This is a genomic window from Burkholderia sp. Ac-20392 (genome assembly GCF_017104585.1).
Lineage (GTDB): Bacteria > Pseudomonadota > Gammaproteobacteria > Burkholderiales > Burkholderiaceae > Burkholderia > Burkholderia lata.
This window is the reverse complement of sequence record NZ_JAAGPB010000217.1, coordinates 1-13555: the sequence shown is the minus strand read 5'-3', so window position 1 is coordinate 13555 and position 13555 is coordinate 1. Positions and strand designations below refer to the sequence as shown.

General features: G+C 66.8%; 15 protein-coding genes. 8 read left to right on the top strand and 7 right to left on the bottom strand.

Annotation, left to right across the window (positions count from 1 at the left end; all coding sequences use genetic code 11):
- Both G3N99_RS22435 and kdpA read right to left on the bottom strand, forming a co-directional pair.
- On the bottom strand, window positions 1-516 hold a 516-nt coding region (locus G3N99_RS22435; RefSeq protein ID WP_206123507.1), incomplete at its 3' end, for a potassium-transporting ATPase subunit C.
- Between the two features lie 10 nt (window positions 517-526).
- Entirely contained in the window at window positions 527-2230 is a 1704-nt protein-coding gene (kdpA, locus tag G3N99_RS22430) for a potassium-transporting ATPase subunit KdpA (RefSeq protein WP_206123506.1), read from the bottom strand.
- Here kdpA and G3N99_RS42020 point away from each other — a divergent pair.
- From G3N99_RS42020 to hutC, 4 genes are all read left to right on the top strand, one after another.
- Complete coding sequence (locus tag G3N99_RS42020; RefSeq protein WP_241011793.1) at window positions 2210-2533, top strand: hypothetical protein; 324 nt, start codon at window positions 2210-2212, stop codon at window positions 2531-2533. The genes kdpA and G3N99_RS42020 overlap by 21 nt on opposite strands.
- 250 nt (window positions 2534-2783) lie before the next feature.
- Window positions 2784-3098 carry a hypothetical protein gene (locus tag G3N99_RS22420; RefSeq protein WP_241011792.1) on the top strand — a complete coding sequence of 105 codons (315 nt, stop codon included), beginning with the start codon at window positions 2784-2786 and terminating at the stop codon, window positions 3096-3098.
- Between the two features lie 179 nt (window positions 3099-3277).
- Window positions 3278-4405 (top strand): porin, encoded by a 1128-nt coding sequence (locus G3N99_RS22415; protein WP_206123505.1) that lies wholly within the window; start codon window positions 3278-3280, stop codon window positions 4403-4405.
- A 182-nt stretch (window positions 4406-4587) separates the two neighbouring features.
- Window positions 4588-5283: a histidine utilization repressor gene (hutC, locus tag G3N99_RS22410; RefSeq protein WP_174938882.1), complete on the top strand. Its 696-nt coding sequence runs from the start codon at window positions 4588-4590 to the stop codon at window positions 5281-5283.
- 15 nt (window positions 5284-5298) lie between these two features.
- Here hutC and G3N99_RS22405 read toward each other — a convergent pair whose 3' ends face one another.
- Complete coding sequence (locus G3N99_RS22405; RefSeq protein ID WP_206123504.1) at window positions 5299-6540, bottom strand: glycosyltransferase; 1242 nt, start codon at window positions 6538-6540, stop codon at window positions 5299-5301.
- A 94-nt stretch (window positions 6541-6634) separates the two neighbouring features.
- Between G3N99_RS22405 and G3N99_RS22400 the strand changes: the two genes are divergently transcribed.
- Window positions 6635-7255 carry a TetR/AcrR family transcriptional regulator gene (locus G3N99_RS22400; protein ID WP_206123503.1) on the top strand — a complete coding sequence of 207 codons (621 nt, stop codon included), beginning with the start codon at window positions 6635-6637 and terminating at the stop codon, window positions 7253-7255.
- A 120-nt stretch (window positions 7256-7375) separates the two neighbouring features.
- Here the strand turns inward: G3N99_RS22400 and G3N99_RS22395 are convergent, their stop codons facing one another.
- Entirely contained in the window at window positions 7376-7978 is a 603-nt protein-coding gene (locus tag G3N99_RS22395; RefSeq protein WP_174940820.1) for a TetR family transcriptional regulator, read from the bottom strand.
- Between the two features lie 389 nt (window positions 7979-8367).
- Between G3N99_RS22395 and G3N99_RS22390 the strand changes: the two genes are divergently transcribed.
- From G3N99_RS22390 to G3N99_RS22380, 3 genes are all read left to right on the top strand, one after another.
- Window positions 8368-9030 carry a DUF3313 domain-containing protein gene (locus G3N99_RS22390; RefSeq protein ID WP_206123502.1) on the top strand — a complete coding sequence of 221 codons (663 nt, stop codon included), beginning with the start codon at window positions 8368-8370 and terminating at the stop codon, window positions 9028-9030.
- Window positions 9031-9053: 23 nt separating this feature from the next.
- The gene (locus tag G3N99_RS22385) at window positions 9054-10658 is read left to right on the top strand and encodes an MlaD family protein (protein ID WP_206123501.1); all 1605 of its coding nucleotides are present in this window, start codon (window positions 9054-9056) and stop codon (window positions 10656-10658) included.
- A gap of 179 nt (window positions 10659-10837) precedes the next feature.
- Complete coding sequence (locus tag G3N99_RS22380) at window positions 10838-11191, top strand: hypothetical protein (protein ID WP_011355985.1); 354 nt, start codon at window positions 10838-10840, stop codon at window positions 11189-11191.
- A 37-nt stretch (window positions 11192-11228) separates the two neighbouring features.
- Here G3N99_RS22380 and G3N99_RS22375 read toward each other — a convergent pair whose 3' ends face one another.
- The 3 genes from G3N99_RS22375 to G3N99_RS22365 all read right to left on the bottom strand — a co-directional run bounded on the left by G3N99_RS22375 (window position 11229) and on the right by G3N99_RS22365 (window position 13527).
- Window positions 11229-12074: an alpha/beta hydrolase gene (locus G3N99_RS22375; protein WP_206123500.1), complete on the bottom strand. Its 846-nt coding sequence runs from the start codon at window positions 12072-12074 to the stop codon at window positions 11229-11231.
- A 109-nt stretch (window positions 12075-12183) separates the two neighbouring features.
- On the bottom strand, window positions 12184-13101 hold the full coding sequence (locus G3N99_RS22370; protein ID WP_011355987.1) for a LysR family transcriptional regulator: 918 nt from the start codon (window positions 13099-13101) through the stop codon (window positions 12184-12186).
- Between the two features lie 180 nt (window positions 13102-13281).
- On the bottom strand, window positions 13282-13527 hold the full coding sequence (locus tag G3N99_RS22365; protein WP_089497522.1) for a DUF3717 domain-containing protein: 246 nt from the start codon (window positions 13525-13527) through the stop codon (window positions 13282-13284).
- Window positions 13528-13555: the final 28 nt, after the last annotated feature.

The following is a 13555-nucleotide window of genomic DNA, read 5'->3' as shown; positions in this document are numbered from 1 at the left end:
GTTCGCGACCGAGATCTCGGGATCGAGCCCCGACGCCGACGCGGTCACCGCATCCGCCGGCACCGGTGTGCCGGCGGCGAGCGCGTTCTCCTGCCGGTACACGCGCACACGCTGCGCAATGTCCGCAAGCAGCTTCTTGCTCGTAGCGCCCTGGTTGCTGGCGCCGCTGCCGGCCGCGTTGTACGGCTGGTCGACCGTCTTCGACGGATCGGCCGGATCGGTGCCGACCGTCGCGCTCGGCCGCCCGTGGAAGTAGCCGGCACGCGTGAAGTTCTGCCCGATCACGGCCGAGCCGACCGTCGTGCCGTTCTGCTGCACGAGACTGCCGCGCGCCTGCGACGGGAACAGCACGTTCGCGACGCCCGTGGTGAGCAGCGGATACGCGACACCCGTGACGAGCATGAACAGCACCGACGAAGCGATCACGGGCCGCAGGAGGCCGCGCGTCGCCGCGCCGAACGAAGAACCGGGTGCCGGCGCGGCGGCGGCCGCTGCCTGGCGATTGCCTTGCATCATGATGTTTTCCTCAGAACAGTTGGCCGCCCGACATCATCAGGTGCTCGACGACCGGGCCGAGCGCGAGCGCGGGCAGGAACGTGAGGCCACCGACGACCAGGATCACGAAGACCAGCAGGCCGGCGAACAGGCCCGTCGACGTCGACAGCGTGCCCGCGCTTTCCGGCACGCTCTTCTTCGCGGCGAGGCTGCCCGCGACCGCGAGCATCGGCAGCAGCGTCAGGTAGCGGCCGATCAGCATCGCGAAGCCGATCGTCGTGTTGAAGAACGGCGTGTTCGCGTTCAGGCCCGCGAACGCGGAGCCGTTGTTGGCCGTGCCCGACGTGTACGCGTACAGCACTTCGCTGAAGCCGTGCGGGCCGAGGTTCGCGAGGCTGTCCATCGTCGAATGCAGCATCGCGGCCACCGCGGTGAAGCCGAGGATGCTGAACGGATGCGCGAGCACCGCGAGCATCACGAGCTTCATCTCGCGCGCCTCGATCTTCTTGCCGAGGAATTCCGGCGTGCGCCCGATCATCATCCCGACCAGGAACACCGTGAGGATCGCGAACGTGAACAGGTTGATCAGCCCGACGCCGTCGCCGCCGAACACGTTGTTCAGCATCATCTGCGCGATCGGCACGAGCCCGCCGAGCGGCGTCAGCGAATCATGCATCGCGTCGACCGACCCGGTGGTCGCGGCCGTCGTGACGGTGGCGAACAGGCTCGTCTGCGCGATGCCGAAGCGCATCTCCTTGCCTTCCATGTTGCCGCCCGGCTGCGTGGCGCTCATCTGCTGGTCGACGCCCAGCCCGGCCACGAGCGGATTGCCGTGCTGCTCGGCCGAATAGATCACGGCCAGGAAGCCGACGAACATCACGACGAACGCACCGAGAATCACCCAGCCCTGGCGGCGCCGGGCGATCATCGTGCCGAGCGCATAGGTCAGCGCGGACGGAATCAGCAGCATCGACAGCATGTGCAGCGTGTTGGTGAGCGGCGTCGGGTTCTCGAACGGATGCGCGGCGTTCATGCTGAAGAAGCCGCCGCCGTTCGTGCCGATATGCTTGATCGATTCGAGGCTGGCCACGGGCCCCATCACGATCTGCTGGCGCGCGCCTTCGAGCGTGGTCGCCCACGCATCGGACGCGAGCGTCTGCGGCATGCCCTGCCACACGTACACGAGCGCCATCACGAAGCTGAGCGGCAGCAGCACGCGATAGGTCACGCGCGTGAAGTCGACCCAGTAGTTGCCGATGTCCGCCGCGCTCTTGCGGCTCAGCCCGCGGATGAAGCCGCCCGCGGCCGCGACGCCGGTCGCCGCGCTGACCACCATCAGGAACGTGATGACGGCCATCTGCGAGAAGTTCGACAGGCTGCTCTCGCCCGCGTACGCCTGCCAGTTCGTGTTCGTGATGAACGATGCGGCCGTGTTGAAGGCGAGGTCGGGGCTTTGCGACGCGCGCTGCAGCGCGTCGAACGGCAATGCGTCCTGGATGCGCAGCAGCAGGTAGCCGACCAGCATCATCCCGGCATTGCTGAGCAGCAGCACCATCCCGTAGCGCTGCCACGACATCGCTTCGTCGGGGTTCACGCCGAGCAGCGCATAGGTACGGCGTTCGACCCACGCATGGCGCGGGCTCGTAAAGGCGTGCGCGAGCCATTTCCCGACGACGGGCACCAGCGCCAGCATGATCGCGAGAACGATCGCGAATTGAATGAGATTGTTGAACATGTCGACGCTCGCTCAGATCCGGTCAAGGCCGGTGATGAAACCCGCCGTCAAGGCAAAGAACGCGAGCGTGAACAGAATGAAAAGCAGATCGCTCATGACATCCACCGATATTTTCGAATTCCTGTTGAATCGCGCCGATCAATACCGCTCGGGCTTGATCAACGCATGAAACAGATAGATAAAGAGCGCGAGCGACAACGCGCCGGTGATCCACAACATGGCTTTCCCCTTTTTCATATGCGCGGCAACGCCGCGCGATCGTCGGCATATCGGGCCTTGCCGTGCTGGCGCAGGCCCTTATGACGCCCCCATGCTCATCTGGCGAATGGGATGCGACAGTGTAGAAATCCGCGTATCAAAGCGGTGTTCAATTTCTTTACAAGGAATAAAAAAGCTGTAAAGACGAAAGCCGGCGGCAATGGCGTTTTTATAGGTTCTTTTCAGGGCCGGTTCGAGTCTATACACCGTATCGTCACCGCGATTCCTAGAATGGGCGGCATGTCCAAGACGAGATCTCCGCGGTGCGGAGCACGATGCGACCCGGGGTGCCAGCATGAAATCGACCAGAACCGAATCCGCCGCTTCACGCACGCTGCCGCCCGTTCGTTCGCGGCGCCGGCACCCTGCCGACGAGCTCGTGCTGCTGTCGATCCGCGTCGAATCGGACAACCTCGCCGTCGTGCGGCGCCTGCTGCACCAGGCGGTCGGCGCCGCGCTCAATTTCTATACGGCCGCGATCGACAACCGCACCGGGCGCGCGTGCATCGAGCTCGAAGTCGCGCGGTCGCAGGCGTCGCCGGCGATCTTGTCGATCCTCCGTCTGCTGCCGGCCGCCGAATTCGGCACGATCCGCCTGCTGCAGCACTAGCCGGCATCTGACGCGGCCGCGCGTGACACGCGTCACGCGCCCGCTCCCCTTTCATCGATTCGAACGCGCGTTTCCGGTGCGAACGCGTGCGGTTCGTCACGAGCCGCACCCGTTCGCCACCGGTGCGCGCGCCGGATCGTCGTTCCCGTCGCTACGGGCCTTTCCAGGAAGCACATTCAATGAAAAAAGCAGTCGCCGGTACCCTCTCCCTCGCGTTCCTCAGCGCGGCCGCGCATGCGCAAAGCAGCGTCACGCTCTACGGGATGCTCGATGCGGGTATCGCCTATACGAACAACCAGTCGGGTAAAAGCGCGTGGCAGCAAGGCAGCGGCCTGCTGTCGAATACAGTGTTCGGCCTGAGCGGCAACGAGGATCTCGGCGGCGGCCTGCATGCGCTGTTCCGCCTCGAAAACGGCTTCAACCTGAACAACGGCACGCAGTCCTACAAGAACACGATGTTCGGCCGCCGCGCGTACGTCGGCCTGCAGAGCGACCGGTACGGCGCACTGACGCTCGGCCGCCAATACGATGCCGTGGTCGATTATCTCGGCCCGCTCGCGATGGCGAACAACGGCGACGGCAACAACCTCGCATCGCATCCGTTCGACAACGACAACCTCGACGATTCGTTCTACATCGACAACGCGGTGAAATACACGAGCCCGACGCTCGCCGGCTGGCAGTTCGGCGGCCTGTACGGGTTCAGCAACGCGGCCGGCGGCTTCGCGAACAACCGCGCGTACAGCGCGGGCGTGTCGTATGCGAACGGGCCGGTCAGCCTCGGCGCCGCGTACCTGCAGCTCAACCGCGGCGGGCTGACGGCCGGCGGTGCGCTGTCGACCAACGACGGCCCGAACTTCCCGGCCGTGCGCCAGCGCGTGATGGGCGCGGGCGGCAGCTACGCGTTCGACCGGCTGACGGTCGGCGCGCTGTGGACGCATTCGATGTTCGATGAAACAGCCGCGTCGTCGCTGCCCGGCGCGCTGAACGCGCTGCGCTTCGACAACTTCGAGGTCAACGCGCGCTACGCGCTGACGCCGGCCGTCTCGTTCGCGGGCGCCTATACGTTCACCAACGGCCGCTACGATGACGCAACCGGCAGCCACCGGCCAAAATGGCACCAGGTGACGCTGATGGCCGACTACGCGCTGAGCAAGCGCACCGACGTGTACGCGGAAACCGTCTACCAGCACCAGTTCGGCGTGCCGTCGGGTGCGACGCTCGGGTTCGCGAACGTCACGGGGCTCGCGGCTTCGTCGACCAACACGCAGGTGGTCGGAACGGTCGGCATCCGGCATCGGTTCTGACCGCGCGCCGACCGTCAAAGGCCGGCCGCTCTGTGCAATCCCGCATGGACGCGCGCCGGCCGAACAGGGATCATTCGGGAAATCCGGGCCCGCGCGTCCGCGAAACCGGTACACTCGGCGCCGGGCGCGCGCCGGATCGGCATTCGGCGGCGGGCCGCTGCCGACTCTGGAATCGTGATCCCATGACCACACCGATCTATCAGGAAATCAAGGACTTCATCCTCGCGCGCATTCATGCCGGCGAATGGGCGGAAGGCGACCAGGTGCCGTCGGAGAACGAGCTCGCGCGCGAATTCAACGTCGCGCGGATGACCGTCAACCGCGCGCTGCGCGAGCTGACCGCCGAACAGGTGCTCACGCGCACACGCGGCTCCGGCACGTACGTCGCGTCGCCGAAGTACGAATCGACGCTCGTCGCGATCCGCAGCATCTCGGACGAAGTCGCCGCGCGCGGCCACGGCTATCGCGCGCAGGTGCTGCAGGTGGGTGCGGCCGTCGCCGATACGAAGCTCGCTGACGAACTGCAGATCGACACGGGCAGCCCGATCTTCCATTCGCGCGTGCTGCACTTCGAGAACGACACGCCGGTGCAGCTCGAGGAACGCTGGGTCAATCCGGCCTGCGCGCCCGAGTATGCGCTGCAGGACTTCACGACGACCACGCCGAACCAGTACCTGACCCGCGTCGCGCCGCTGCAGCGCGTCGAATACCGGATCGAGGCCGCGATGCCCGATACCGAAACGCGCCGCCACCTGACGATGGACGATCGCGAACCCTGCCTGCTGCTGCATCGGCGCACGTGGTCGCAGGGGATGGTCGCGTCGGTCGCGAATCTGTGGCACCCGGGCAGCCGTTACCGGTTCACCGGGCATTTCTGACGCCGATGCGCGGGCTCACCGCGCTGCGGCCCGCCCCCATCGCTCGATCGCACTGACGGCCCGCTTCAAACCGTCCTCTTGCGCGATGCGCGCGCCGAGTTCGATCGCGCGCGCTTTCGTTTCGTCCCGTTCGGCAAACGCGATGGCTCGCGCCAGCGCGGCAGCGTCCACACGCCGCCCCGCCACCGGCGCACCCGCCACGCCGAGCCGTTGCAGCCGGTTCGCCCAGAAGAACTGATCGCCCGCGAACGGTACGACGACCGACGGCATGCCGGCCCGCGCAGCCGAATGCGTGGTGCCCGATCCGCCGTGATGAATCGCCATCGATACGCGCGGGAACAGCCAGTCATGCGGCGTATCGCCGATCACGTGAACGTGCACGGGCAGCATTGATGCGTCGATGCCGCTCCAGCCCGGATAGAACAACGCTCTCCGGCCGGCGAGCGCGTGCGTCAGCGCTTCGACCATCGCGGCGCGATCGAAGCCGGCCATGCTGCCGAAACCGATGTACACGGGCCGATCGCCCGCTTCGAGAAAAGCCGAGAGTTCCGGCGGCGGTTCCCATGCCCGTGCATCGATCCGCCACTGGCCGCATGCCTGCACGTTCGACGGCCAGTCGCCAGGGCCGGACAGCAGCGCCGGCGACACGCCGTACAGCATCGGATGATCGGTCCACACCTGCTTGCGCGGCGGCAACCCGCACACGCTCGCTCGCGCCGCATTCGTCGCCTTCTTGAACGCCTGCCACAACAGCGCATTCACGAACCGGTGGCTTGCGCGGTTCAGCCAGCGCGGCAGCTTCCCCGGCGGCAGGAACGGCGACGCGAATTCCGTGGTGGGCGTGATCGGAATCATGCCGGTGCCGATCGCCGGCACGCCGCGATACTCGGCGACGGACAAGCCGACGAACGATGCGAGCCCCGACACGAGGATCGCGTCGCAGCCTTCCGACGCGTCCGAGATTTCGCGCATCCACGCCGCCGTGTTCGCATTGGCGATCGCGGCAAGCGCCTTCGACGTGTCGTTGAAACCACCGCGCCCGCGCACCGCATCCGCCAATGCGCCATCCGGTGCAATCGCACGGCGGATATCGCCGGACAACGGCGCCGACGGCACGCCGAGCGCAGCGGCCGACCCGAGCGTCGCCGCATCGGCCAGCAGCCGGACATCATGGCCGGCATCGATCAGCGCACGGCCGAGCGCCGCGAGCGGGCGCGTGTCGCCTTCGGTGCCGTAGGTGGCGATGACGAGCTTCATGCGTGACTCCTCGTGCACGGCGGCAATGGGTGGATTCAGAAAAGTGCACGTCGTATACTAATGCAACTCGTGCACTTTCAGTCAATCCCCCGCCATGACGATTCCGACCGACGATCCGGGCCGCCGCGCACGCAAGCGCATCCAGATGCTCGCGCATCTCGCCGCCACCGGTGCACGCCTGTTCGACGCGCACGGCTACGAAGCCGTCACGATGGAACAGATCGCCGCGCAGGCCGACGTCGCGAAGCGCACGCTGTACAACCACTTTGCAACGAAGGAAGCCGTGCTCGCGCACTGGCTGGAAGGTGAACTCGCACGCGATCTCGCACATCTGCAGCGCGACGTCGCGCGACGCAAGACCTTCGCGTCGCGCATCGGCTGCGTGCTCGATGCGTCGGCTGCGTGGTGCGAGCAGCATCCCGCGTACCTGCTCGCGTATTTGCGCCATCGCTTCCTGAGCATCGGCGCGGTCGAACCGGCAAGCGGTGGAGAGAACGGCAGCGATATCGCGCTCGTGTGGCAGCAACTGATCGCCGCCGGGCAGCAATCCGGCGAACTGAACGGCGCGCTGCACGCCGACCAGCTCGCGACGTGGTTCCATCACCTATATCTCGCGGCGATGCTGCGCTGGCTGACCGTGCCGGGGTTGTCGCTGAAACGCGAGTTCCAGGCGGTCGCGAAGCTGTTCGTCGAAGGCGCGGAAGCGAAACGCTGAGCGGCGCCGGTGGCCGGCGGCCGGTCACGCGCTCACCGGATCACAAGCGCCCGAGCACGACCGCGAGCAGCGAGCGTCCGAAGCGGACGACCGCCACTCCGCAAGCGACGAACGCGCGTTTCATTTTTTCCGCGCCGATTTCGCGGCCGGCGCGGCAGCGCTGCCGCCCGACGGCCATTGCGACTCGTCGAGCAACCGGTCGAACAGACGGGCCCGTTCGTCGGCCGACAGCGGGCACAGCCCGAACATCGCCGATAGCGCGAGCCCCCACGCCGCCTTCCAGCGCAGCAACGCAAGATCCGGATCGCCGGATTCGGCCGCGATGCGCTTCGCGTTCTCGGCGTCGATATCCCGCACCTGCTGCAGCGGCGCGGGATCCTCGACCAGCGCCGCCATGATCGCGAGCGCGGCCGACGGTTGCTGGTCGATCACTTCGCGCATCGTCGCGATTTGCGCGGACAGCGTCGGCTGCGCCTCGCCCGGATCGCGTGCGGCCAGATACTCGCGCTGGAATCGTTGGTAGTAGTCCTGCTGATGTTCCATCAGCGCGTTCAGCACATCGCCTTTCGTGCGGAACTGATGCATCAGCCCGCCCTTGCTGATACCGCTTTCGCGTGAAATCGCATCGAACGTGAGCTTGCCCGGGCCGTCGCGCTCGAGGATCGCGAGCGCCGCCTGGATCGCGGCAGTGCGCGTTCGCTCGGAACGCGTCGGGTTGTCCATGAACTGTCCCCGCTATGGAGTCGTGCAATGCGACCGCGCCGGACCGGCGCGATCGGATGAAGGAAGTGCGCGGAGTCTATCACAAACAAACCGCCTGGTCGGTTTACATCCGGAAATGGCGATGCTACGATCGGCTCCCGCATCGGCCCCGGCCGGATGCCGGACCGCACCGCGCGTCGCGCGGCGCGGGGCAAGCGCCGCCTGCAGCCTGGCTGTCCGGCCGATCAACCCTGCCCGACGGCTTGTCGCTCCCGATATTCATGGGATTGCTGCGCCTTAAAAACAAACCGTCTGGTTGGTTTTTTTCATAAACCCGAAGCGGCAATGCCGCCCTGTTTCACCACCCTTCGCCCGGCTCCACCGGTGCGAACCCCGACCCGGAGCGTCAGATGAACCCCTTGTTCAAGTCCAGCCACCTGCTCAACGCCGCGCTTTGCGTCGCGCTCGCCGGATGCGCCGGCGTCCAGCCCGCCCGCTACAGCGGCATCGAATCGTCGCCGTACCTGCGCAGCGATCCGCAGGACAAGTCCGGCCGCGTGCCCTACCGCTACGCGTTGCCGGCCGACTGGCACCAGTACCGGAAGCTGATCCTCGACCCGGTGGCCATCTATCGCGGCACCGACCACCAGTTCGGCGACCTGACCGACCAGGACAAGTCGACGCTCGCCACGTACATGGGCGATACGTTCGCGAAGAAGCTCGGCAAGCGCTTCGAACTGACGAGCACGCCGGAGCCCGGTACGCTGCGCGTGAAGCTGACGCTGACGGGCGCCGTGACGACGACGACGTTTGCCGGCGCATTCGCGCACTTCGATCTCGCGGGCAACGTGTACAACGGCGTGCAGGCGATTCGCGGCCGCGAAGGCGCGTTCACGGGCTCGGTCATGTATGCGGTGGAAATCCGCGATGCGGCGACGAACCGGCTGATCAACGCGTACGTGACGAAGCAGTATCCGAACGCGATGAACATCGGTGCGAGTTTCGGTGCGCTCAGCGCGGCCAGGACGGGCATCGACAAGGGCGCCGATGCACTCGTCGCGCAGTTCGACTGAAACCCGCCGGAATACGTTGGCCCATGTTGCGCAGACGCGTGCCGGCTCGCGCGCGAGCGGCGCTCTTCTGGATCGTGCCGCTCGCGGCCGCTGCGCTCTGCATCGCATGGGGCATCGCGTCGCTCGGCAGCCGAGGGCCAACGATCACGATCGTCTTCGCGAGCGCCGACGGGTTGGCGGCCGGCCGATCGACGCTGCGGCTTCGCAATGTCGAAATCGGCCGTGTCACGCGCGTTCACGTGATGCGCGGACAACCGGGCGTGACGATCGATGTGCGACTGAACGCCGACGCGCAGGCACTGGCGGCGGCGGACACTCGCTTCTGGATCGTGCGGCCGCGCCTCGGGGCCGGTGGCCTCTCCGGTCTCGATGCGGTGCTATCCGGTTCGTACATTGCGGCCGCGCTCGGCCATTCACGCGAACCGCGTACGACGTTCACCGGGCTCGATGCGCCACCGGTCACCGAAGAAGGCGGCCGCCACTACACATTGCGCGCGGCATCGCTCGGCTCGGTCGCGATCGGTTCGCCCGTCTATCACCGGCGCGCACGCGTCGGCCAGGTGACCGGCTATGCGCTCGACGCCGACGGGCACGGCGTCTCGATCGACGTGTTCGTCGCCGCACCGTTCGATCGAACCGTCGACGTCGATGCGCGCTGGTGGCAAGCCGGCGGCCTCGGCCTGCGGCTCGGTGCGGGCGGCATGAAGCTCGACACGCCGTCGATCGCTGCGCTGCTCAGCGGTGCCCTTGCATTCGCGTCGCCGCCCGGGCGCGCACCGGGCGTCGCGGCGCCGGATGGCGCACGCTTTCGCGTGGCCGATGACGAAATCGACGCGATGCGCACGCCGAACGCGCCCGCCGCGCCCGTCGTGATGCGTTTCGATCGTTCGCTGCGCGGCCTCGAGGTCGGCGCGCCGGTGGAATTTCGCGGTATCGAACTCGGCAACGTGACGGCCGTTGGTACCGAATACGACGCAGCACGCGGCGACGTCACGATGCGCGTGACGATGGCGCTCTACCCCGATCGCCTCGGGCAGCGCTACCGCGACGTGCTCGGCAACGGCGCCAGCGAAGCCGGCAAGGCGCTGCTGCGCACGCTCGTCGCGCGCGGTTTGCGCGGCCAGTTGCGCGTCGGCAACCCGATCGCGAACCGCTCGTATGTCGCACTCGACATGTTTCCGCATGCACCGCCCGCTTCGGTCGACACGAATCGCGAGCCGATCGCGTTGCCGACCGTGCCCGGCACGCTCGACGTGCTGCGCGTCCAGATGACCGATATCGCCGGCACGCTTTCCCGGTTGCCGCTCGATCGCATCGGCACGGATCTGAACGCAGCGCTCGCGAATACCGATGCGCTGTTCAGGCAACTCGATACCGAACTCGCACCGCATGCACGCATCGCGCTGAGCACCGCGCGGCAATCATTCACGGCCGCGCAGGCGATGCTCGTGCAACAAGGTGCCAATACATCGAACGTGCGCCGCACGTTGACGCAATTCGCGCGAACGTCGAGCGCGCTGCGCGCGTTGGCCGACGATCTGGAGCAGCATCCGGACGGGTGGATGCCGAATGCATCGCGCGCCACGGAGCCGGCCGATGCAGCGCATCCTGCAAATATGCCGCAATGAACGCGTCGTTCGGCGCAGATGCATTTTTACGACGAACGCACGCATCGCATGCCAAATTTCCCGTGCAGCAGTATGCTGATGTCGTACGGCCGCGCACGACGCTTCGGGTAATCCCTTCGTTTGCACGTTGTCGCGCTGCCGTCGCGACCGCAATCATGCGTTGCAAGGAGGGATTCGTGATGGCAACCACGCATCAGCATTTCCACCTCGAACTACGGCACGCCACCGCGCCGACCTATTTCATCAGCTACCTGTTTCCCGCCTTGCTGTTCGTTTACGAACTGCTGCGCGTCGGCCAATGGATCCGCGATCACGGGATGCAATTCGCCGCGTTCAAGCAGATGGGTTACGAGTATCTGCTGATGCTGCTGTTCGTCGGGCTGCAGATCGTCGTCGAGGCGATCTTCCTGCTCGGCGCCGCGATGCGCAAGGATCATCGCGATTTCGAGCACCGGCTGCCGAACGTGGTCCTCGGTATCGGCTGCTCGATCGCGCTGCTCGCGATCGACCTCGCGATCCAGCTCGCGTTCTGATGGCCGGCGGGCGCATGCCCGCCGGTGGCAGCAGCGCTCAGGCGAGCGCGTCGCGCAGGAACGTCGTCACGGCGGCCAGCACGTCGTCGGTTCGCTCGCGGTGCGGCATGTGCCCGCACCGGCCGAGCAACAGATACGACGACGGCCCCGCGACGCGCGCGGCGATCCGCTTCGGATGCACGTCGGATCCATATTCGTCGTCTTCGCCGTGAATCGCGAGCGTCGCGCATTGCACGCGCGGCAATTCGTCGTCGAGATTCCAGTTGCGAAAAGCCGGCGACAGCCACGTGTCGACCCACGCGCGCAACACCCATTCGGCCTTGTCGCCGTGATAGCGCGCGAGCCGGTCGAGCTGGCCCGGTTCGTCGAACTGCTGCCCCGCGTCGCGAATGCCGGCCAGCGTGCGATCCTCGACGAACGCCTGCGCGGCGATCGTCACGAGCGCGCGGCAACGCTGCGGATGCGCGGCCGCACACCCGACCGCCATCCCGCCGCCGACGCTGTGCCCGAGCGCGACGAACGCGTCGACGCCCAGTTGTTCGAGCAGTGCCGCGAATGCATGATCGGCCTCGTCGCGCACGAACGTCGTGCCGAGTTGCCCCGGATGACGATCGGAGCGACCGAAGCCGAGGCGATCGTAGGCGATCACGTCGCGCTGCGTGGCGCTCGCAAGCTGCGCGGGGAAATCGCGCCACAGGTCGACGCAGCCGAGCGAATCGTGCAGCAGCACGATCGGTGCGGCCGGCCCAGGTGCGGCCGGCTCCCGTGCGTGCTGCGTCGACGCCCCCGCCGCCTGTTGCGCCGGATCAGCGCGCCAGCGTTTCGCAAAGAGACGCCCTTGCGGCGTCTCGACGGTTGTCTCCTCGATCGGGATATCGGTCATGTGTGTGTCGTCTGCATGAAAGCGGCCGCCCGTCGGCGGCCGTATCGGATCCTGCGATGGTGGCCCGCGCCAGCACATAGCGTCAAGCAAGCCCCCACTGCCCGCGCGTTCATTCGGGCTGCGGCGGCAGATACTCCATCTGCGCCTCGTCGTACAGCCGGTAGATCAGCGCCTGCATCGCGCGGAGGTCCTCCGATTCGTCGAGCATCCGCATGCTCATGATGATCGGCGACACGAGGTTCGGATCGTCGAGCGGCTTGTAGCTGATGTCGTCGCGCTTCAGCCCGTACACGCTGTGCGGCACGACCGACACGCCCTCGCCCATCGCGACGAGGCCGAGCGCGATCTGCAGTTCGCGCGTCTCGTAGATCTTGCGCGGCTGCAACGCGCGGTCGTGAAAGGCCGCGAGCACCTGGTCCGCATAGCTCGGGCGCGGCGCCTTCGGAAAGATGATCAGCGTGTCGTTGACGAGATCGTGCAGCGACAGCACGGGCTTCGCGCTGTCGAGCGGATGGCCGACCGGCAGCGCGACGATCATCCGCTCCTCGCGCAGCACGACGCGCCGCACGCTCGGATCCTCGTGACGGATGCGCCCGAACCCGACGTCGATGCGCCCTTCCTTCAGCGCCTTGATCTGGTCCATCGTCGACATCTCGTGCAGGCTCAGCTCGACGGCCGGGTATTCGCTGCGAAAGCGCCGGATGATCTTCGGCAGCATCCCGTACAGCGTCGAGCCGACGAAGCCGACCGACATGCTGCGCTCGATCTTGCCGACCCGCTTCGTCATCGATTCGAGCTCGGTCGTCTGCGCGAGCAGCTGCACCGCGTGCGAATAGAAGAAGCGCCCCGCGTCGGTCAGCTTCAGCGGCCGCGCATTGCGCTCGAACAGCGGCACGCCGAGCGCCTCCTCGAGCTGCTGGATCTGCCGGCTCAGCGGCGGCTGCGCGATATGCAGCCGTTCGGCCGCGCGCGTGAAATTCCGCTCTTCGGCAACCGCGACGAAGTAGCGGAGGTGTCTCAACTCCATGTTCGATGCCTCCCGGACAGCGATCCGGCGGTCAATCTCGACCGGATGATGCCATCACGATACCGCAGGCGGCGCCAACCGCCACGCGCGCGGCCCCGCGCCGCCCAATGCAAAACGGGAAGCCCGCGAGCTTCCCGTTGTTTCATCGACGCCGCGGAGTGGCGGCGTCACGACCCTCTCTCACACCTCGGTCGCGTAGAGCGCGTCGCGCTGCGCGTCGCTCAGCGAGTCGAGCGGCACGTCCGGCAGTTTGTAGCAGATCATCGTGCCGTACAGCTCCGCGAGGCAATTGCTGCCGGCGTCGAGCGCGTAGCCGTCCTCGCCGTCCGGCGCCGGCGGGTACACTTCGCGCCACGCGTTGATCGCGGCTTCGAGTCGCACGATGGAAACGGGTCCGGCCTTCCGCTCGGCGGGTGATGCGCTCATGGATTCCTCTGGGTTGCGCGCTCCGCGA